Source organism: Pseudomonas sp. TMW22080 (genome assembly GCF_022496745.1).
Classification (GTDB): domain Bacteria; phylum Pseudomonadota; class Gammaproteobacteria; order Pseudomonadales; family Pseudomonadaceae; genus Aquipseudomonas; species Aquipseudomonas bubulae.
In genome coordinates this window covers 382,927-402,671 of the sequence record NZ_SCFF01000005.1, presented here as the reverse complement: position 1 = coordinate 402,671, position 19,745 = coordinate 382,927, and the positions used below count along the sequence as shown (strand labels likewise).

At 59.8% G+C, this 19,745-nt stretch carries 18 protein-coding genes; 3 read left to right on the top strand and 15 right to left on the bottom strand.

Annotation, left to right across the window (positions count from 1 at the left end; genetic code table 11):
• Positions 1–54 precede the first annotated feature (54 nt).
• The 11 genes from EQV96_RS18810 to EQV96_RS18760 all read right to left on the bottom strand — a co-directional run bounded on the left by EQV96_RS18810 (position 55) and on the right by EQV96_RS18760 (position 12,451).
• Positions 55–1,344 carry an adenylosuccinate synthase gene (locus EQV96_RS18810; RefSeq protein ID WP_016783309.1) on the bottom strand — a complete coding sequence of 430 codons (1,290 nt, stop codon included), beginning with the start codon at positions 1,342–1,344 and terminating at the stop codon, positions 55–57.
• 54 nt (positions 1,345–1,398) lie between these two features.
• On the bottom strand, positions 1,399–2,586 hold the full coding sequence (locus tag EQV96_RS18805) for an ATP phosphoribosyltransferase regulatory subunit (protein ID WP_095000956.1): 1,188 nt from the start codon (positions 2,584–2,586) through the stop codon (positions 1,399–1,401).
• Positions 2,587–2,993: 407 nt separating this feature from the next.
• Positions 2,994–3,872 (bottom strand): protease modulator HflC, encoded by an 879-nt coding sequence (gene hflC, locus EQV96_RS18800; protein ID WP_095000955.1) that lies wholly within the window; start codon positions 3,870–3,872, stop codon positions 2,994–2,996.
• Positions 3,872–5,053 (bottom strand): FtsH protease activity modulator HflK, encoded by a 1,182-nt coding sequence (hflK, locus tag EQV96_RS18795; RefSeq protein ID WP_095000954.1) that lies wholly within the window; start codon positions 5,051–5,053, stop codon positions 3,872–3,874. The genes hflC and hflK overlap by 1 nt, the downstream gene beginning before the upstream one ends.
• A 96-nt stretch (positions 5,054–5,149) precedes the next feature.
• On the bottom strand, positions 5,150–6,451 hold the full coding sequence (hflX, locus tag EQV96_RS18790) for a ribosome rescue GTPase HflX (protein ID WP_095000953.1): 1,302 nt from the start codon (positions 6,449–6,451) through the stop codon (positions 5,150–5,152).
• 13 nt (positions 6,452–6,464) lie between these two features.
• Positions 6,465–6,725, bottom strand: coding sequence for an RNA chaperone Hfq (hfq, locus tag EQV96_RS18785; protein WP_016783304.1), 261 nt, complete (start codon positions 6,723–6,725; stop codon positions 6,465–6,467).
• Between the two features lie 90 nt (positions 6,726–6,815).
• Positions 6,816–7,796: a tRNA (adenosine(37)-N6)-dimethylallyltransferase MiaA gene (miaA, locus tag EQV96_RS18780; protein WP_240882243.1), complete on the bottom strand. Its 981-nt coding sequence runs from the start codon at positions 7,794–7,796 to the stop codon at positions 6,816–6,818.
• The gene (mutL, locus tag EQV96_RS18775; RefSeq protein WP_165446536.1) at positions 7,796–9,694 is read right to left on the bottom strand and encodes a DNA mismatch repair endonuclease MutL; all 1,899 of its coding nucleotides are present in this window, start codon (positions 9,692–9,694) and stop codon (positions 7,796–7,798) included. The genes miaA and mutL overlap by 1 nt, the downstream gene beginning before the upstream one ends.
• 14 nt (positions 9,695–9,708) lie before the next feature.
• Positions 9,709–11,130, bottom strand: coding sequence for an N-acetylmuramoyl-L-alanine amidase (locus EQV96_RS18770; protein ID WP_198417412.1), 1,422 nt, complete (start codon positions 11,128–11,130; stop codon positions 9,709–9,711).
• Between the two features lie 2 nt (positions 11,131–11,132).
• The gene (gene tsaE / locus EQV96_RS18765; RefSeq protein ID WP_016783300.1) at positions 11,133–11,603 is read right to left on the bottom strand and encodes a tRNA (adenosine(37)-N6)-threonylcarbamoyltransferase complex ATPase subunit type 1 TsaE; all 471 of its coding nucleotides are present in this window, start codon (positions 11,601–11,603) and stop codon (positions 11,133–11,135) included.
• Complete coding sequence (locus tag EQV96_RS18760; protein WP_095038939.1) at positions 11,591–12,451, bottom strand: NAD(P)H-hydrate dehydratase; 861 nt, start codon at positions 12,449–12,451, stop codon at positions 11,591–11,593. The genes tsaE and EQV96_RS18760 overlap by 13 nt, the downstream gene beginning before the upstream one ends.
• Before the next feature lie 62 nt (positions 12,452–12,513).
• Between EQV96_RS18760 and queG the strand changes: the two genes are divergently transcribed.
• Positions 12,514–13,581 carry a tRNA epoxyqueuosine(34) reductase QueG gene (queG, locus tag EQV96_RS18755; RefSeq protein ID WP_095020195.1) on the top strand — a complete coding sequence of 356 codons (1,068 nt, stop codon included), beginning with the start codon at positions 12,514–12,516 and terminating at the stop codon, positions 13,579–13,581.
• A gap of 23 nt (positions 13,582–13,604) precedes the next feature.
• On the opposite strand, the gene EQV96_RS18750 is transcribed toward queG, so the two are convergent.
• Both EQV96_RS18750 and orn read right to left on the bottom strand, forming a co-directional pair.
• Positions 13,605–14,216 carry a trimeric intracellular cation channel family protein gene (locus EQV96_RS18750; RefSeq protein WP_019826256.1) on the bottom strand — a complete coding sequence of 204 codons (612 nt, stop codon included), beginning with the start codon at positions 14,214–14,216 and terminating at the stop codon, positions 13,605–13,607.
• A 184-nt stretch (positions 14,217–14,400) separates the two neighbouring features.
• Positions 14,401–14,943 (bottom strand): oligoribonuclease, encoded by a 543-nt coding sequence (gene orn, locus EQV96_RS18745; RefSeq protein WP_086799078.1) that lies wholly within the window; start codon positions 14,941–14,943, stop codon positions 14,401–14,403.
• Between the two features lie 106 nt (positions 14,944–15,049).
• On the opposite strand from orn, the gene rsgA reads away from it, so the two are divergent.
• Positions 15,050–16,081, top strand: a complete 1,032-nt coding sequence (gene rsgA / locus EQV96_RS18740; RefSeq protein ID WP_095000948.1) for a small ribosomal subunit biogenesis GTPase RsgA — start codon at positions 15,050–15,052, stop codon at positions 16,079–16,081.
• Between the two features lie 109 nt (positions 16,082–16,190).
• Here rsgA and motB read toward each other — a convergent pair whose 3' ends face one another.
• Together motB and motA are read right to left on the bottom strand one after the other, a co-directional pair.
• Positions 16,191–17,177, bottom strand: coding sequence for a flagellar motor protein MotB (gene motB / locus EQV96_RS18735; RefSeq protein WP_095000947.1), 987 nt, complete (start codon positions 17,175–17,177; stop codon positions 16,191–16,193).
• A 3-nt stretch (positions 17,178–17,180) separates the two neighbouring features.
• Positions 17,181–18,032 (bottom strand): flagellar motor stator protein MotA, encoded by an 852-nt coding sequence (gene motA / locus EQV96_RS18730; protein ID WP_095000946.1) that lies wholly within the window; start codon positions 18,030–18,032, stop codon positions 17,181–17,183.
• Between the two features lie 152 nt (positions 18,033–18,184).
• Here motA and EQV96_RS18725 point away from each other — a divergent pair, with 152 nt between their 5' ends.
• Positions 18,185–19,723 (top strand): HDOD domain-containing protein, encoded by a 1,539-nt coding sequence (locus EQV96_RS18725; RefSeq protein ID WP_240882242.1) that lies wholly within the window; start codon positions 18,185–18,187, stop codon positions 19,721–19,723.
• Positions 19,724–19,745 lie beyond the last annotated feature (22 nt).

Sequence of the window (19,745 nt, the reverse complement as noted above, 5' to 3'; positions counted from 1 at the left end):
AGGCAGAAACGACAAAAGGCCCCGAAGGGCCTTTTGTTTTACATCAACAGCGACTTAAGCGAACGGGTGACGCAGAACGATGGTCTCGTTGCGGTCCGGGCCAGTCGAAATGATGTCGATCGGAGCGCCGATCAGCTCTTCTACGCGCGTGATGTAAGCGCGAGCGTTGGCTGGCAGCTCTTCCAGGGTTTTGGCACCCACGGTCGATTCAGTCCAGCCCGGCACTTCTTCGTACACAGGCTGCAGGCCTACGTAGCTGTCAGCGTCGGTCGGTGCAACATCAACACCGTTTGCGTCTTTGTAGCCAACGCAAATGTTGATGGTTTCCAGACCGTCGAGTACGTCCAGCTTGGTCAGGCAGATGCCCGAGATGCTGTTCACATCGATAGCGCGACGCAGGATAACGGCGTCGAACCAGCCGCAACGACGGGCACGGCCGGTGGTAGCACCGAACTCGTGACCTTGCTTGGCCAGGTGAGCGCCAACGTCGTCGAACAGCTCAGTCGGGAACGGGCCCGAACCTACGCGAGTGGTGTAAGCCTTGGTGATGCCCAGGATGTAGTCCAGGAACATCGGGCCAACGCCCGAACCGGTCGCAACGCCGCCAGCGGTGGTGTTGGAGCTGGTCACGTACGGGTAGGTACCGTGGTCGATGTCCAGCAACGAACCTTGGGCGCCTTCGAACATGATGTCCTTGCCAGCGCGACGCAGGTCGTGCAGCTCGGCTGTCACGTCCAGCATCAACGGCTTGAGCAGCTCGGCGTATTCCTTGCACTCGGCCAGGGTCTTGTCGAAGTCGATAGCCGGCTCTTTGTAGTAACCAACCAGCATGAAGTTGTGGTAATCCACCAGTTCACGCAGTTTGGCTTCAAAGCGCGGCATGTTCAGCAGGTCGCCAACACGCAGGCCACGACGGGCAACTTTGTCTTCGTAAGCCGGGCCGATACCGCGACCGGTCGTACCGATCTTCAGCTCGCCACGGGCTTTTTCACGGGCCTGGTCCAGCGCCACGTGGAACGACAGGATCAGCGGGCAGGACGGGCTGATACGCAGGCGCTCGCGCACCGGTACGCCTTTCTCTTCCAGCTTGATGATTTCACGCAGCAGGGCGTCGGGAGCAACCACGACACCGTTGCCGATCAGGCATTGCACGCCTTCGCGCAACACGCCCGACGGAATCAGGTGCAATACGGTTTTTTCGCCGTCGATTACCAGCGTGTGGCCAGCGTTGTGGCCACCTTGGTAACGCACTACAGCGGCAGCATGTTCGGTCAGCAGATCAACGATCTTGCCTTTGCCCTCATCACCCCATTGGGTGCCCAGGACTACGACATTCTTACCCATAACACTTGTCCTCATTCGCGCAAACTTGGTGCCGGCAGCCGCCGGCAGGAAAACTCAAGAAACCAGCGGCACTACTTGCCACAGGCCATTCTGCTGAATCAATTGGCGGTCGCAGTCTGCCTCCAGGGCACCAGCCTGCTGTTGCCCAGGCAACGCCTGAACCACACGCTGGCCTTCACTGCGAAGCTGGCAAACCTGCTGCCAGAGTGCCGCATCGGTGCTGTCTGGCATCCAGATACCACCAGACGGCAACTTGACTTCCGCACGCCCCAGGGTCACCAGGGTTTTCAAATCGGTCGAAAAGCCGGTTGCCGGCCGGGCACGCCCGAAAACAGCACCAATGTCGTCATAACGACCGCCTTGGGCGATGGAGTCCCCAACGCCCGGTACAAATACCGCAAACACTACACCTGTGTGGTAGTGATACCCACGCAACTCGCCCAGGTCAAAGTACAACGGCAACTGCGGGAAACGCACAGACAACCCTTCGGCAATCGCCACCAGGTCGTCCAGAGCTGCCAGCACTTGAGCCGGAGCCTTGGCCAGACGCTCGCGCGCAGCAGCCAGAACTTCGTGACCGCCACACAAACCAACCAAGGCCTGCAGCATGCCCGCCAAATCGGCCGGCAAGCCTTGGGTCAAGGCCGTTACTTCGTCGATCGCCTTGCGTTGCAGGGCGTCGAACAATTGTTGTTCCACTTCAACCGACAGGTTGGCCGCACGGGCCAGACCACGGTAAATACCAACATGCCCCAGGTCCATGTGCACATCCGGCACATCGGCCAGTTGCAGCATGGCCAGCATCAGGCTGATCACTTCAACATCGCTGCTCGGGCTTGCATCGCCATACAACTCGGCGCCCAGCTGGATCGGGCTGCGCGAGGATGACAGTGCACGCGGTTGAGCATGCAGCACGCTGCCGGCGTAGCACAGACGGCTCGGGCCTTCACGACGCAGGGTATGCGCATCGATACGCGCCACTTGCGGCGTGATGTCGGCACGAAAACCCATCTGGCGACCCGTTTGCGGGTCAATCACCTTGAAGGTACGCAAGTCGAGGTCCTGGCCAGCCCCTGTCAGCAGGGACTCCAGGTATTCGATATGCGGGGTCACGACGAACTCATAGCCCCAGCTCTGGAACAGATCCAACACCTGACGGCGCGCCACTTCAATGCGGGCAGCTTCAGGTGGAAGTACTTCTTCGATGCCATCTGGCAAAAGCCAGCGGTCTACCGTTGCCATTACGCCATTCCCCTGTGATCCGGGCGGCCAGCCAGCAGGCGAGCCTTGAGTAAAGCAGAACGTGGCTGCGTCTTGAACGCGCACAGCAAAAAAGCCTGAACGACAGGCTCGCACATTCCTCGAAAATTCTGCCGATGCTGTAACAGCCATTCGGACAATCAAACATGCAGACGCAAAAAAGCCGGGAATTTCCCGGCTGCCGCATCATACACCCGTTTTCTAAAAGGATCACCCTGCGAGGCCATTTGACCGCCAAGCGGAGTGAATCAGGGCCTGTGATGAACATGCCAACCCTTCTGAAAACAGTGTGGGAGCGGGCTTGCTCGCGATGGCATCAACTCGATTTAGCAGACAGACCGAGTTGCTTGCATCGCGAGCAAGCCTGCTCCCACAGGCTTGAAGCGCTTTTACTGCTGTGAAGGCTTGGATTTTTCCAGGTAGCGGAAGAAATCGCTGCTTGGGTCCAGAACCAGCACATCGTTCTTGCTCGCGAAGCTTTCGCGGTAAGCGCGCAGGCTGCGATAGAACTTGTAGAACTCCTGATCCTGGCCATAAGCCTTGGAGTAGATCGAAGCTGCCTGGGCATCGCCATCACCGCGTGCTTCTTCGGACTGACGATAAGCTTCAGCCAGCAGAACACGACGTTGACGGTCGGCGTCAGCACGAATGCCTTCTGCCAGTTCGTTACCCTTGGCCCGATGCTCGCGTGCTTCACGCTCACGTTCGGTGCTCATACGTTCGAAAACGCTGCGGTTTACTTCTTTTGGCAGGTCGATGGCCTTGACGCGAACGTCGACCACTTCAATGCCCAGCTCTTTTTCAGCCATTTTGTTCAACGATGCAGTGATGTCAGCCATCAACGCATCACGCTCACCCGACACTACTTCGTGCAGGGTGCGCTTGCCGAACTGGTCACGCAGACCGGATTCCAGACGACGCGACAGTCGTTCGTCAGCAATCTGTTTCATGCCCGAAGTTGCGGTGTAGAAGCGCTCGGCATCTTTCACACGCCACTTGGCGAAGGCATCAACCATGACCGCTTTCTTTTCCAGCGTCAGGAAACGCTGAGTCGGCGCGTCCAGCGTCATCAGGCGGGCGTCGAACTTGCGCACCTGGTTGACGTAAGGAATCTTCACATGCAGGCCCGGCTGAACGTCAGCCTGGACCACACGGCCAAAGCGCAGCAGTACAGCACGCTCGGTTTGCGAGACGATGTAGAAGCTGTTCCAGGCAACGATCCCCACGACAACAGCAACAATAAGGGCAACCAGCGATTTATTGCTCATCAGCGGCTCTCCCTGGTGCGCGGTTGTGGCGGCAGATCCGTGCTGACGTGCGAGCCGGAATCAGTATTGCTCGCTGCGGCTGCCGAACCCGTTGCCGGGGTGCTGCCATTACGGCCTTCGATCATTTTGTCCAACGGCAAGTAAAGCAGGTTGCTCTGGCCGTTCTTGTTACCGGTCACGAGTACCTTGCTGGTGTTGCTGAAGACTTCCTGCATGGTGTCCAGATACAGACGGTCGCGGGTCACTTCAGGATTTTTGCGGTACTCGGCAACCAGTTTGGTAAAGCGGTCAGCCTCACCCTTGGCGCGGGAAACCACTTCATCACGGTAGCCGTTGGCATCTTCGATGATGCGCTGGGCCTGACCACGTGCTTCCGGTACAACGCCGTTGGCATAGCTTTCGGCCTGGTTGCGGGCACGCTGCTCGTCTTCTCGGGCACGGATCACGTCATCGAAGGCTTCCTGTACTTCACGCGGTGCGGCTGCGTTCTGTACGTTGACCTGGGTCACGGTGATACCGGTCTTGTAGGTATCGAGGAAACGCTGCAGGCGTTCCTTGATTTCCACGGCCATTTGCTCACGGCCTTCGGTCAGCACCTGATCCATCGACGTGGAACCCACGACGTGACGCAAGGCGCTGTCGGTAGCCTGCTGCAAGCTGACTTCCGGTTGATCAACATTCAGCACGAAGTCGCGCAGGTTGCTGATCTTGTACTGCACGGTCAGCGGCACTTCGACGATGTTTTCGTCTTCAGTCAGCATTTGACCCTGCTTGGTGTACGCACGCTCACGCGTCACGTTCTCCATGTACTTTTTGTCGAACGGCGGGAAGTAGATATTCAGGCCCGGCCCAACGGTGTCGTAGTACTTGCCCAGGCGCAGCACCACGGCTTGCTCCTGCTCATCGACTACATACACGGCGCTGTAAAGCCAGGCAGCCGCCAGCACGACGAGGCCGATGCCGAGCAGACCGTAGCCGGCGCCCTTGCCATTCGAACCACCCTCACTGCCGCTGCCGCCAGTACGTTTTTTCCCACCACCGAACAACCCATTCAGGCTTTCCTGCAGCTTTCGGAAGGCCTCGTCGAGATCTGGTGGCCCCTTGCGGTCGCCATTTTTAGGGCGTTTGCCACCCCAAGGATCTTGATTGTTCGAGTTGCCACCCGGCTCATTCCAAGCCATAGCGCTCTCCATCTGATAAAGCAAAGACGCGCCCACGGCGCGCCGACCAATGCTACAGAATGCCTATCACAGCGGCACGACCGCTTTGCGAGGCTTTTATTGCAAAGTGTGTTCTTCGATGAATTCCAGCGGCTGCATCCCTTCGCGGCTGACCAAGCGATTGAGCTCGGATCGCGGCAGGCGTACGTCCAACAGACTGGAGCCCTCATCGTCATGCTGTTCTTTTTGCACAACCCCCAGTTCGAAGAACTGTGCACGCAGTCGAGCAAAACGTTGCGGCAAGCGCAAGGTGCCCACGAACAAATCATTGCCCAGCAACTCGGCGATGGCCTGCTCAAGCAACTCCAGCCCTTGACCATCACGGGCCGACAACCAGACCCGCTGCGGCTTGCCATCGGCATCACGCTGGATCTGCGGCTCGACACCTTCAAGCAAATCGATTTTGTTGTAGACCTCGAGAATCGGCAAGTCCTGCGCACCGATTTCGCCCAGTACCACCATCACCTGCTCGATCTGCGCCATGCGCTCAGGCTCGTGCGCATCGATCACATGCAGCAGCAGATCGGAATTGCTCGACTCTTCGAGCGTAGACCGGAATGCTTCAACTAGCTTGTGCGGAAGATGACGAATAAAGCCCACGGTGTCGGCCAGCACGATCGGCCCCAGGTCGCCCAGATCAAGGCGGCGCAGGGTCGGGTCTAGCGTGGCGAACAACTGGTCGGCGGCAAAGACGTCAGAGCCGGTGACCTTGTTGAACAGCGTGGATTTACCGGCGTTGGTATAGCCCACCAGCGACACTGTAGGAATATCGGCGCGTTGACGCCCTCTACGGGACTGCTCGCGTTGACTGCGGACTTTTTTCAGACGGGCTTTGATCTGGCTGATGCGCACACGCAACAGTCGGCGGTCGGTTTCGAGCTGGGTTTCACCCGGCCCGCGCATGCCAATGCCGCCACCTTGACGCTCAAGGTGAGTCCAGCCGCGTACAAGACGCGTGCTCATGTGGTCAAGCTGAGCCAGTTCGACTTGCAGCTTACCCTCATGGGTACGGGCGCGTTGAGCGAAGATATCGAGAATCAGCCCGGTACGGTCAAGCACGCGACACTCGAAAACACGTTCGAGGTTACGTTCCTGACTGGGCGTGAGTACGTGATTGAAAATCACGATGTCGACCTTCTCGGCCTTGACCAGATCGCGCAACTCCTCGACCTTGCCACTGCCAATCAGGTATTTGGCCGATGGCCGATGACGCGGCACGTTAAAAAACGCGACGGTATCGGCGCCAGCCGACACAGCTAACTCCTGGAACTCCTGCGGATCTTCGCGCGCCTCAGGGTCCTGTCCTTCCAAGTGAACGAGGATCGCTCGCTCACCACCACCGTGGCGCTCAAAGAACAAAGGATGCTCCTATTTAGGCATTACCTGGTTCAGCGTCTGCCAGATCCGATTCGGTTGCGCTAGGCAGACGAATTGGACGTACTGGTACGACTGTCGAAATTGCGTGCTTGTAAACCATTTGGCTGACGGTGTTTTTCAGCAGGATCACGAACTGGTCGAAAGACTCGATGGTCCCCTGCAGCTTGATCCCGTTGACCAGATAGATGGAAACGCCAACCTTCTCTTTACGCAAAGTATTCAAGTAAGGGTCTTGTAGCGAATGCCCTTTTGACATATGCCGCACTCCTGTAAGGATAAAAAATAGAAACAAAAATTAGATGACCGCTGTCGCCACATCCATAGGATAGACGGCATTTGCCAAGACTCAGCTCAATATGGAGACCGATTCCAGGTATTTCAAGGCTCGTGGCAGATTGTCGCAGTCCAGACTGTCAAGCCAATGCAAATCATTCCAGCTGCGCAACCAGGTGAACTGGCGCTTGGCCAACTGGCGCGTGGCTATGATGCCGCGCTCCTGCATCTCGGCCGCTGTCAGCTTGCCGTCGAGGTAGTCCCAGACTTGGCGGTAACCCACTGCACGTATAGACGGCAACCCGGCATGCAGGTCACTTCTGTTGCGCAGGTTTATGACCTCGTCAATGAACCCCTGTTCCAGCATCTGCCCGAATCTTAGTGCAATTCGCTCATGCAGCACCTGACGGTTCGCCGGAGCGATGGCCAGATTCGCGACAGTATAGGGCAATTGGCTGTGCCCAGAAGCCGCTGCTTTAGTCGTTTGTTCAGATTGTTTTTGCCGATGGGCCGTCACGCTCATGCCGCTGACCCGATAAACCTCAAGCGCCCGGGTCAGACGCTGCGGATCATTGGGGTGAATTCGCGCGGCAGACTCCGGATCTATGGCTGCCAACTGGTCGTGCAGGGCCTGCCAGCCAAGGCGCTGCGCCTCTTCTTCAAGCTGCGCGCGCACCTTGGGGTCCGCCGGAGGCATGTCGGCCAGGCCGTCAATCAGTGCCTTGTAATAGAGCATGGTGCCGCCCACCAGCAGCGGGATATTGCCTCGCGCCGTGATCTCGGCCATGGCCTTGAGCGCATCGCGACGAAAATCGGCCGCCGAATAGCTCTCGGCCGGGTCGAGAATGTCGATCAACTGATGCGGGTGAGCCGCCAGAATTTCTTTCGACGGCTTGGCAGTGCCGATGTCCATGCCGCGATAGACCAGCGCCGAGTCAACACTGATCAGCTCGCACGGCAGCACCTTGCTCAGCTCGATGGCCAGGTCGGTCTTGCCGGCGGCCGTCGGCCCCATCAGGAAAATAGCCGGGGGTAAAGCGTTGGAACCTGTCATCAGCGACCGCGCAAAAAGAGTTTGTCCAAGTCGTCCAGGCCCATTTGGGTCCAGGTGGGACGACCATGATTGCACTGACCGCTGCGCTCGGTGTTTTCCATGTCACGCAACAGACCGTTCATTTCCGGGATCGCCAAACGGCGATTGGCGCGGATCGCACCGTGGCAGGCCATGGTGCCGAGCAGCTCGTTGAGGTGCGCCTGGATCCGGTCACTGGTGCCGTATTCCATCAGGTCGGCCAGTACGTCGTGAACCAGTCGCTGGGCCTCGGCCTGCTTGAGCAGGGCCGGAATCTGGCGGATGGCCAGGGTTTCCGGGCCAAGGCGCTGCAACTCGAAGCCCAGGCGCTGGAACCACTCGGCGTGTTCTTCGGCGCAATCGGCTTCCCGCTGGCTGACCGCAATCGATTCCGGCACCAGCAGCGGCTGACCACTCAGGCCTTCACTGGCCATGGCGATTTTCAGACGCTCATACATGATCCGCTCATGGGCCGCGTGCATATCCACCAGCACCAACCCCTGGGCGTTTTCCGCGAGAATATAAATGCCCTTGAGCTGGGCCAGAGCAAAGCCGAGCGGCGGAATATCACCTTGCCCGTCCGGCAGAGGCGCGGCATTGGCCTCAGGCAATGGTGCGAAAAACTCGCGATAGGCATTGCGCGCTTCTTCGACGGGCACCGGGGGCGCGGAGGACTGCGGACGGTATTGGTACTGATAGCCCGCACCAGCGCCCGAACCTGCCACATGCGGTGACGGGGCCGACTGCGGCTGCTCCAGCACATTGGCCGCCAGACGCATTTCACCCTGCGGGCCGAATTCGCCAGCATCCAGCCCCGTCGGGCGCTCGGCCCCGGGCACCGGCGCTGGTGCGGCCAGTTGGTCTTCGGGGCGAACGTCACCCAGAGCACGGTGCAAAGTGCCATAGAGGAAATCATGCACCATGCGCCCGTCACGGAAGCGTACTTCGTGCTTGGTCGGGTGTACGTTGACGTCGACCACCGAGGGGTCGACCTCAAAGAACAGCACAAAGGTCGGGTGGCGACCATTGAACAGCACATCGCGATACGCCTGGCGCACCGCATGGGCCACCAGTTTGTCGCGTACCGCGCGGCCATTGACATAGAAGTACTGCAAGTCCGCCTGACTGCGGGAAAAAGTCGGCAAACCGACCCAGCCCCACAGGTGCAAACCATTGCGTTCAACCTCGATGGGCATTGCCTGTTCCAGGAACGCGGAGCCGCACACGGCCGCCACACGCCGGGCGCGGGCAGTATCGTCGCGGGCTTCGTGCAGGTTGAGGATGGACTTGCCGTTGTGGCGCAAATTGAACGCCACATCAAAACGTGCCAGCGCCAGGCGCTTGATCACTTCCTGCAGGTGATCGAATTCGGTCTTTTCGGTTTTGAGAAATTTGCGCCGTGCCGGGGTGTTGAAAAACAGGTCGCGCACTTCAACCGAGGTGCCCACCGGATGTGCAGCCGGCTGAACCCGGGGCGCCATGTCGCGGCCTTCGGTCTCGACCTGCCAGGCCTGATCGGCACCACGGGTGCGCGAGGTCAGGGTCAGGCGCGCCACGGAACTGATGGAAGCCAGCGCCTCACCGCGAAAGCCCAGGCTCATCACCCGCTCAAGGTCTTCCAGATCACGAATCTTGCTGGTGGCGTGACGGGCCAGCGCCAACGGCAAGTCGTCGCTGGAAATTCCGCTGCCATCGTCACGTACCCGCAGCAGCTTGATCCCGGCCTGCTCCACGTCCACATCAATGCGCTTGGCACCCGAATCGAGGCTGTTTTCCAGCAGCTCCTTGATCACCGAAGCCGGGCGTTCAACTACTTCGCCCGCAGCGATCTGGTTGGCCAGGCGCGGGCTGAGCAATTCAATCCGCGCGCTGCTGCTCAATGCTTCATCACTCATTACTGTGCCGCCAGGGCAGTTGCCGGAATATTCAGGTTCTGGCCAACCTTCAGCTCATCGGTTTTCAGGCTGTTGCTCGAGCGCAATGTCGCCACGCCCACTTGATAGCGTACAGCGATCATCGCCAGGGTTTCGCCGGGGCGAACCGTGTGTTCGCGGGCACCCTGGGCGATTTTGCCGGTGTCACGCAGCCAGGCGATATAAGTGCCCGGCGGCGGATTTTGCTGGAAGAACTGGCGTACGCCGCTGCTGATCGAACGGGCCAGCGCTTGCTGGTGACTGCTCGAAGCCAGCTTGGACGCTTCGTTGGAGTTCGAGATAAACCCGGTCTCGACGAGAATCGACGGAATGTCCGGCGACTTCAGCACCATAAACCCGGCCTGCTCCACGCGCTGCTTGTGCAGCGGGGTGACCCGACCTATGTTGCTCAGCACTTTTTGCCCGACGTTGAGGCTGGAGGTCAGCGACGCGGTCATCGACAGGTCAAGCAACACACCCGCCAGCATGCGGTCCTTGTCATCGAGGCTGACGTTGCCTGCGCCACCGATCAGGTCGGAGCGGTTTTCGCTGTCGGCCAGCCAGCGCGCCGTCTCGGAAGTCGCGCCGCGTTCAGACAGGGCAAACACCGAAGCACCAAAGGCAGCCTTGGACGGTGCAGCATCGGCGTGGATCGATACAAACAGGTCGGCGCCCTTCTTGCGGGCGATTTCGGTGCGGCCACGCAGCGGGATAAAGTAGTCGCCGGTACGCGTCAGCTCGGCCCTGAAGCCTTTCATGCCGTTGATCTGGCGCTGCAGTTCTTTGGCAATCGCCAACACCACGTCTTTTTCACGCTGGCCAGCCGAGCCCGAGGCCCCCGGGTCTTCACCGCCGTGGCCGGCATCGATCACCACCACCACGCTGCGTTTACCGCTCGGGATCGGCGGCAATTTAACGTCGGGTTGCGCGGGCGTCACCGGCACCACCGGCACCGTTGCCACGTTGGTGGCCGGCAGGCTTGGCGCCAGATCGGCGCCCTGGTCATACAGGTCGACCACCAGGCGGTTGCCGTACTGGGCATTGGGCGCCAGAACGAAACTTTTCGGGGTCACGGCCTTTTTCAGGTCGATAACCACGCGCAGATCGGTGGGGGTACGCTGCGCCGAGCGCATGCTGGTGATTGGCGTATTGGCTGTTTGCACATTCAGCGGCCCGCCCAGGGTCGCGCCATTGATGTCGATGACCAGACGATCAGGTGCGGTCAGCGTAAACACACTGTGCTGCACCGGCCCGGTAAGATCAAAAACCAGTCGAGTGTTGTCCGGCGCCCGCCATAGACGCACGCTCTTGACCTGGGTTGCGGCCACAGCATTGAATGCCATGACACTGAGCAACACACCCACCACACTTGCTAACGCGCGAAAGCGCATACCAAACCCCATCATTATTTGTATTCCGGCGCCAATGCGGCACACCAAGACTCGCCACGAGAACCTTGGGGCGTCAGCGTCAGCAAACGCCCGGTGTTATGCGGCCTAATGGTAATGGTCAGGTCAGGCTTTGGCAAAAAGCCTGCACCTTTATCGGGCCACTCGATCAAGCATAGGGCGTCTTCGTCGAAATAATCGCGAATCCCCATATATTCCAGCTCTTCCGGATCGACCAGCCGATACAGGTCAAAGTGGAAGGCCCGAATATCGCCAATCTCGTAGGGCTCGACCAATGTGAAGGTCGGGCTTTTGACCGAACCCGTGTGACCAAGGCCGCGAATCAGGCCACGTGACAGGGTGGTTTTACCCATACCCAGGTCGCCGTCGAGAAAAATCAGGCCGTGACCTTGAGTGACAGTGGCCAGGCGCGCGCCAAATGCGGTCATGGCCTCTTCGTCGGCCAGTTGCAGTGTTATTTCGTGCACGGTGCGTGTTCCTCCAACAACTGACGAATGGCTGGAATCAAATCACTGGCCGCCAGCCCACGGCCCAATTGTCCTTGTTGCTCACCGGCGCGGGCATGCAGCCACACCGCCAGGCATGCGGCGTCATAAGCGCCCAACCCCTGAGCCAGCAGCGCGCCGATCACGCCTGCCAGCACATCCCCAAGACCGGCCGTAGCCATTGCCGGATGGCCGTGACTGCAAATGGCCAACTCGCCATTGAGCCCTGCAATCAGACTGCCTGCACCTTTAAGGACGCACACTGCTGAGTATTTTTTAACCAACGCCCTGGCCGCAGCCGGTCGATCGGCCTGTACCTGCCCGGTGCTGATACCCAGCAAGCGTGCGGCTTCACCCGGGTGCGGGGTCATCACCGACCCTGGTGCCAGCGTGATGACTGCGTTGGACAACAAATTAAGCGCATCGGCATCCCACACCTGCGGCATTTTTGCCTGTGCCGCGGCCGACAACAGACTGCGCCCCCAGGGCGCCTGCCCCAAACCCGGTCCCACCACGACCACCGAAGCCTGCGCCAGTACGCCCATCAACTGGTTGGCCGACGATACGCCGAGCACCATCACCTCGGGCACCCGCACCAGCGCAGCAGGCACGTGCTCGGGGCGCGTGGCCAGGGATACCAGGCCAGCGCCACAGCGTAGTGCAGCCTGGGCGCTGAGGGTAATCGAGCCGCCAAATCCACGATCGCCACCCACCAGCAGCACATGCCCGAACTGGCCTTTATGGGCGCTCAGGGCTCGTCGAGGTAGTGGCGCCAGATTATCTGCGCTAAGGGCTTGGGGGTCGGCTAACAGGTGTTTGGTCTGCGGCATGCGTGTTTGGCTCCGATGTCTGGCAGAATTATACGCATCTCAGCTCCGGTTTCTCTTGTCCCATGCCTGCTATTACTGCCGACCTCCCCGCTCTCGCCCGGTCCATCAAGGAATGGGGCCGCGAGTTGGGCTTTCAACAAGTCGCCATTGCCGGCCTCGACCTGGGAGAACACGAACACCATCTGCAACGCTGGCTGGAAGCCGGCTACCACGGCGACATGGACTACATGGCCGCCCACGGCAGCAAGCGTTCACACCCGCAAGAGCTGGTGCCCGGCACAGTGCGCGTGATTTCCCTGCGCATGGACTACCTGCCCGGTGACACCCATATGGCGCAACTGCTGGCCCAACCGGAAAAAGCCTACGTTTCACGTTATGCCCTGGGCCGCGACTATCACAAGCTGATCCGCAAGCGCGTGCAACAACTGGCCGACCGCATCCAGAAGGACATTGGCCCGTTTGGCTTCCGCGCCTTTGTCGACAGCGCCCCGGTACTGGAAAAGGCCATCGCCCAACAGGCGGGTCTGGGCTGGATCGGCAAGAACACCCTGGTGCTCAATCGCAAGGCGGGCAGCTACTTTTTCCTGAGCGAGCTGTTTGTCGATTTGCCGCTACCGGTCGACGCCCCCCACGAAACCGAACACTGCGGGCGCTGCACCGCCTGCCTGGACATCTGCCCCACCAATGCCTTTGTCGGGCCTTATGTGCTGGATGCGCGCAAATGCATTTCGTACCTGACCATCGAGCTGAAAACCGCGATCCCTGAAGAATTGCGCTCGATGATCGGCAACCGGGTATTCGGCTGCGATGACTGCCAGATCGTCTGCCCCTGGAACCGTTTTGCCCGCACCACCGCAGAAGGGGACTTCAAGCCACGGCATAACCTGGACAATGCCGGCTTGGCCGAGCTGTTTATGTGGGATGAAGACACATTCCTGAGCAGCACCGAAGGTTCGCCGCTACGCCGGGCCGGGTACGAGCGCTGGCTGCGCAACCTGGCTGTGGGCCTGGGTAATGCGCCGTCGACGATCCCGGTGCTGGAAGCCCTGAATGCGCGGCGTGACTACCCGTCGGAGCTGGTGCGCGAGCATGTGGAGTGGGCGCTGACACAACACGCCAAGCGGGCCTGAGCCAAGCCCGCTGCCACAGTTGCTTAATGCTCGTCGTTATAAACGAACTTGGGCATTTCCCAGTTAAAGCGGATCGCCAGCAAACGCAGCAGCAGCCCGCCGAACAAGGTGACGAAAATCGCCTGTTCGTTGGGCATTTCCAGATAAGTACACAACAAGAAACACCACGCCGCAGCAAACGAAACGCTGGCATACAGCTCACGACGGAAGATCAGCGGGATGTCATTGCAGAAGATGTCACGAAGGATGCCGCCAAAGACCCCGGTAATCACTCCGCTCACCGAAGCCACCAGCATGCCCTGACCCATCTCCAGCGCGGTCATGCAGCCGATCAGGGTAAACGCTACCAGCCCCAGGGCATCAAGCACCAGAAACAGCGAGCGCAGATGACGCATCAAGGGCGCGATAAAGATCGTCACCAATGCAGCGAACGTGGTCAGTACCAGGTATTCCGGGTGTTTGACCCAGGTCAGCGGGTAGTGCCCCAACAGGACGTCACGCACCGAACCGCCGCCTAGCGCGGTGACGCAGGCAATCAGCACCACGCCGAACCAGTCCATGCCTCGACGCCCGGCAGACAGCGCGCCGGTCATGGCTTCGGCAGTAATGGCAACTAAATAAAGCATCAGCAACATGGCAGCGATCCTTGCAAGAAGGCGCGCAGTCTACTCTCAGTTGGCATTGGCACCAAAAGCGGGCAACAAATACTGTTCTTTGTGGGAGCGGGCTTGCTCGCGACGGCTTCGCTGCGGTTCGGTAGATGTACCGAGTCGCTTGCATCGCGAGCAAGCCCGCTGCCACAGGGGGATCAACGGCAGCTTAGAATTTGATGAAATGCTTGCGGTAGTGTTGCAGCTCGGCAATCGACTCGCGAATGTCGTCCAGCGCCAGATGCGTACCCTTTTTCACCAGGCTGTCGCGTACTTCCGGCGCCCAGCGTGCAACCAGTTCCTTGAGCGTCGAAACGTCCAGGTTGCGGTAGTGAAAGTAGCTCTCCAGGGCTTTCATGTGGGTGTACAGGAAGCGGCGGTCCTGGCAGATGCTGTTGCCGCAGATCGGCGATTTGCCTTTGGGTACCCACTGTTCAAGGAACGCGATGGTCTGCGCTTCGGCTTCGGCCATAGTGGTGGTGCTGTCCTTGACCCGCTGGGTCAGGCCGCTGCCGCCATGAGTACGGGTATTCCACTCGTCCATGCGCGCCAGCACGGCATCACTATGGTGGATGGCGATGACCGGGCCTTCAGCCAGGGTATTGAGGTTGCTGTCGGTAACGATGGTGGCCATTTCAATAATGACGTCGTTGTCAGGGTCCAGACCGGTCATTTCCAGGTCGATCCAGATCAGGTTCTGCGCGTTTTGCATAATGGCCTCCAGTGCTTAGGTGCGCAGTTTAGCTTAGGCACGCGGCCCTCGTGCTAAACTCCCCGGCGTTTTACCCTTCTTATCGTTTTATCAACACGGAACACCCATGGCCAAACGCCAGCTCAACCGTCGTCAGAATTGGCGCATCGAAAAGATCCAGGGCGAGCGCGCTGCCCGCGCCGCCAAACGCGAATCCAGTGCCGTCGAAGCGCTTGAAGGCGGCGATTTAGGCCCCGAGCAACTTGGCCTGGTGATCGCGCACTTTGGTGTGCAGGTCGAAGTCGAAGCCCAGGAAGGTGAGCTCAAAGGCCAGATGTTCCGTTGCCACCTGCGCGCCAACCTGCCCGCTCTGGTAACCGGTGACACGGTTGTGTGGCGCGCCGGCAATCAGGGCATCGGCGTTATCGTCGCCCAGTTGCCGCGCAAGACCGAGCTGTGCCGCCCTGACAGCCGTGGCCAGCTCAAGCCGGTTGCTGCCAACGTCGACATGATCGTGATTGTGTTCGCGCCCATGCCCGAGCCGCACGCCAACCTGATCGACCGCTATCTCGTCGCCGCCGAGCACGCCGGGATTCGCCCGCTGTTGCTGCTCAACAAGGCTGACCTGATCGACGAGCAGAACGCACCGGCGCTGAATGCGTTGCTGGGGGTTTATCGTCAACTGGGTTATCCGGTGCTGGAAGTGTCGGCCCATCACGGCGATGGCATGCAGCAGTTGCAAGCGCAACTGGACGGCCATATCAGTGTGTTTGTGGGTCAGTCGGGCGTTGGCAAGTCGTCCCTGGTCAACAGCCTGCTGCCTGAGGTCAACCTTCGGGTCGGGCCGCTCTCGGAGATTTCCGGCCAGGGTACGCACACCACGACCACGGCACGCTTGTTCCACTTCCCGGGCGGCGGCGATCTGATCGACTCCCCGGGTATTCGTGAGTTCGGCCTGGGCCACGTCAGCCGTGCCGATGTCGAGGCGGGGTTCATCGAGTTCAACGACCTGATCGGCCGTTGCCGCTTCCGCGACTGCAAGCATGACCGCGAGCCGGGCTGTGCATTGCTGATGGCCCTGGAAGATGGCCGCGTGCAGCAACAGCGCATGAACAGCTATCGCTCGATCATTGCCAGCTTGCCTGAGTCGAGTTACTGATTCAGGCCAGAAGCCCCCTCACCCCAGCCCTCTCCCGGAGGGAGAGGGGGCAAATTATCAGTGTTCTTGAAGCCGCGTGCGCTCAGTCCCCTCTCCCTCTGGGAGAGGGTTAGGGTGAGGGCGGCGGGTCGTCAAACAGATTCAGCTTCTGCCGTTCTTCATGCATCGGCAGTGGCTGTTTGTCGGCGGGCAGCTTGATCGGGTCAACTGGCGCCTTGGGCAGTTCCTGGGGCTTGACTGACTCCGCACCCTGCTCGCCTTCAATCGCCTGCTGGGCCTTTTTGTTCAGCACCACAATGTCGATACGACGGTTGACCGGATTATTGGGGTTAGCCGTGTCGAACAGCACTGACGAGGCATAACCCACCACCCGCGCAATCTGCCCTTCCGGGTAGCTGCCCGCCACCAGCGCACGCCGCGCTGCATTGGCACGGTTGGCCGACAACTCCCAATTGCCGTAATCACCGCCCCCCGCATAAGGCATGGCATCGGTGTGGCCGCTGATACTGACCTTGTTGGGTACTGCCTTGATGGTGTCGGCCATGGCCAGCAAAATATCTTCGAAGTACGGTTTGAGCCGTGCACTGCCCACATCAAACATCGGCCGGTTTGCGGCATCCATGATCTGGATACGCAGGCCGTCCGGGGTGATTTCAAACAGCAACTGATCCTTGAACTTGCGCAGCTGCGGGTTTTCTTCGACCTTGTTCTGCAACTCCTGCAACAGCAGTTCGAGGCGCTCTTTCTCGACCTGCTCGGCCATGCTTTCAACCTGCTCGGCATCTACCTTGATCTTGTCGGGCTGGGGCTGCAGTTTTTCTTCAGGGTTGAGGGTGTTGTCCGGCGCCAAGGCCGGAGTGCCGCCCAGGTCGATGACGTAGGGCGTGCCGCTTTCGCTGAATCCGATCGGATCTTTGAAATAACCACCAATGGCGATCTTTTGCTCGGGCGTGGCCGCCGTCATCAGCCACATCACCAGAAAGAACGCCATCATCGCCGTGGCGAAGTCGGCAAAGGCGATTTTCCAGGCGCCACCGTGATGGCCTGCGGCGTAGCGCTTGACGCGCTTGATGATTATGGGCTGGTTGTTTTCCATAAATCAGCGACCACGAACCACTTGTTCCAGCTCGGAAAAACTGGGCCGGTGCTTGGGGTACAGGACCTTGCGACCAAACTCGACCGCCAGCGACGGCGGCATGCCTGAGGCCGAAGCCACCAGCGAGGCCTTGATCGATTCATACACGTTGAGTTCTTCCTTGGCATCGTGAGCCAAAGACGTCGCCAACGGACCGAAGAAACCATAGGCCGCCAAAATACCGAAGAAGGTACCTACCAGCGCGGCGCCAACGTGCATGCCGATGGCCGCCTGATCACCTTCGCCCAGCGAGGCCATGGTCACCACAATACCCAGTACCGCGGCGACGATACCGAAACCCGGCATGCCGTCGGCGATACCGGTAACGGCGTGGGAAGGATGCTCCAGCTCTTCCTTGAGGTTATACAGCTCCATGTCAAACAACCCCTCAAGCTCGTGGGGGGCCATGTTGCCCGAGGACATGATGCGCAGGTAATCGCAGATAAACGCGGTCATGCGCTCATCTTTAAGGACAGTGGGGTATTTGGCGAAGATAGGGCTGGCGGCCGCGTCTTCAATGTCGCTCTCGATGGCCATCATGCCTTCGCGACGACTTTTGTTGAGAATCTCGTAAACCAGGCCCAACACTTCGAGATAAAAAGCGTGGGAGAAACGCGAACCAAACATGCCCAGTGATTTTTTGATCACATGCATGGTCATGTAACCGGGGTTGGCTTGCAGGAACGCACCGAAGGCCGCACCGCCGATGATCAAAACCTCGAACGGCTGGATCAGCGCCCCGATTTTGCCGTGGGAAAGTACGTATCCGCCGAGCACGCTCGCGAACACGACGATGATGCCGATAATTTTAGCCATAGATATAAAAGTACTTCTTGGGTCGGTTCAAGGTCATATTCCAGCGTAGCTAAAACTCTTCTTCTCCTTATCGGCGAATCTGCGCCAGACTATAGCCGGTAGAGCCGAAAAGCCATTCGACCCCCAGATTGGATGATCATCGCGTCCTCATTATGGCCAACGAAACCCGCGCACCGATATCAACACCCACCACCCTGGATGCCTGGGTTGCACACCTGGACGCCGTCGATCTGCCGATCCCGCAAACCAGCCATGCGCGGGTCTTCAAGACCCTCAACGACAGTCGCCGCTCGTTACGCGAAATTGCCGAGGTTATGCAGGACAGCCCGGCGCTGGCCCTCAGACTGATCCGCGAGGCCAACCAGCAAGCCCAAAGCAGCCTGAGCGAGCCGGCCGAGAGCCTTGAAGTGGCGATCAACCGCCTGGGCCTCAAACGCACCCAGATGCTGCTTGAACATGTGCCGGCGCTGGCGATCGAGGATATCCCGCTGGCCTACCGACAAATCCAGCTGATCAGCCAGCACGCCGCACAACAGGCCATTGGCCTGTTCGGCAATCGCCTGGCGCGGCTCTGGCAGGAAATCTACTGGAGCAGCCTGCTGTTTCTGTCACCGCTATGGGCCCTGGCACTGACCCACCCACTGCTGCTCGAAACCTGGGAACGGCGGGTGATCGGGCACAATGAGTGCGCCAATAAAGTCGAACGCCAGCTTTTTGGTGTGCCACTGTTTGATATCTGCCGCAGCCTGGCCGAGCTGTGGCGTCTGCCGGGGTGGGTGATGCAAGGTTATACGGTGATCACCGAAGAGCGCCGCACCCTGGTCAGGGTGCTGCATATCGCCCGCGACACCCATCACCCCCTGCGTCAGCAACAACTGCTGGACGCCGACCCGGCCCTGCGGCGCTGGCTCAACCAGCCTGCCAACAGTGTATTGCTGGCCAACTGCCTGGCGCTGTCAGCCCAGCAGGGCTGGGACACACCGCACAACCTGCGCTGGCAGTACGTCACCAGCCTTTACCTGCAAATGCCCCTGGACGAAGTTCAGCAGCAGGCACACCAGCAGGCCGCGAGCAGCGCGCGCTATCACTCCAGCCCCGACCTTTGGCATCCGGCCCAGGCATTGCTCTGGCCGTGGGACTCACGCCGCAGCGGGGACAACTCGCAGGCAGCCCCGCCTCCCTCGGCCGAGGCACTCGTCGCCTGGCGCAAACATTGCGGGCAGCTGCTGGAGCAACCCAGCGCATTCAGCAACCCGATGCATCTGAGCACCTGTGCCCGCGAAGCCTTGCAGGCGTGCGGCATGCGCCGGGTGATGATACTCACCCCCGACAAGACCTCGACCAGCCTGAGCGTCAACCAGATTGCCGGCCTGGGCAGAACCGCCTTCGACCTGACCGTCAACATCAGTGACAGCACCGCGCTGCAACGCCTGATGATGCAACCTGCACAAGTGCGCCTGACGCCCGAAAACAACGCGGTGATTTCCGCAGTCTTGCCCTACAGCCTGCGCAGCCTGTTCCCCGGCGAGCATCTGCTGCTACGCTCGCTGAGCAATAACGGTCGCGTGGTCATGCTCATACTGGCAGACCAGGGCGGCGGGCCATTTTCCGAAACCAGCGTGCAAGCCTTTGGCAAAACGGCCCAATGCATCGAGAAAGCCTTGAATACCTTTAGTAGTCGCGGGCGCTAGCGCTACAATCCCCCCTTTTTGC

Bases quoted from the DNA above. Each gene is read 5' to 3' on its own strand.
- EQV96_RS18810 (WP_016783309.1), bottom strand. From the start codon at position 1,344: ATGGGTAAGAATGTCGTAGTCCTGGGCACCCAATGGGGTGATGAGGGC.
- EQV96_RS18805 (WP_095000956.1), bottom strand. From the start codon at position 2,586: ATGGCAACGGTAGACCGCTGGCTTTTGCCAGATGGCATCGAAGAAGTA.
- hflC (WP_095000955.1), bottom strand. From the start codon at position 3,872: ATGAGCAATAAATCGCTGGTTGCCCTTATTGTTGCTGTTGTCGTGGGG.
- hflK (WP_095000954.1), bottom strand. From the start codon at position 5,053: ATGGCTTGGAATGAGCCGGGTGGCAACTCGAACAATCAAGATCCTTGG.
- hfq (WP_016783304.1), bottom strand. From the start codon at position 6,725: ATGTCAAAAGGGCATTCGCTACAAGACCCTTACTTGAATACTTTGCGT.
- miaA (WP_240882243.1), bottom strand. From the start codon at position 7,796: ATGACAGGTTCCAACGCTTTACCCCCGGCTATTTTCCTGATGGGGCCG.
- EQV96_RS18770 (WP_198417412.1), bottom strand. From the start codon at position 11,130: ATGGGGTTTGGTATGCGCTTTCGCGCGTTAGCAAGTGTGGTGGGTGTG.
- EQV96_RS18760 (WP_095038939.1), bottom strand. From the start codon at position 12,451: ATGCCGCAGACCAAACACCTGTTAGCCGACCCCCAAGCCCTTAGCGCA.
- queG (WP_095020195.1), top strand. From the start codon at position 12,514: ATGCCTGCTATTACTGCCGACCTCCCCGCTCTCGCCCGGTCCATCAAG.
- EQV96_RS18750 (WP_019826256.1), bottom strand. From the start codon at position 14,216: ATGTTGCTGATGCTTTATTTAGTTGCCATTACTGCCGAAGCCATGACC.
- orn (WP_086799078.1), bottom strand. From the start codon at position 14,943: ATGCAAAACGCGCAGAACCTGATCTGGATCGACCTGGAAATGACCGGT.
- rsgA (WP_095000948.1), top strand. From the start codon at position 15,050: ATGGCCAAACGCCAGCTCAACCGTCGTCAGAATTGGCGCATCGAAAAG.
- motB (WP_095000947.1), bottom strand. From the start codon at position 17,177: ATGGAAAACAACCAGCCCATAATCATCAAGCGCGTCAAGCGCTACGCC.
- motA (WP_095000946.1), bottom strand. From the start codon at position 18,032: ATGGCTAAAATTATCGGCATCATCGTCGTGTTCGCGAGCGTGCTCGGC.
- EQV96_RS18725 (WP_240882242.1), top strand. From the start codon at position 18,185: ATGGCCAACGAAACCCGCGCACCGATATCAACACCCACCACCCTGGAT.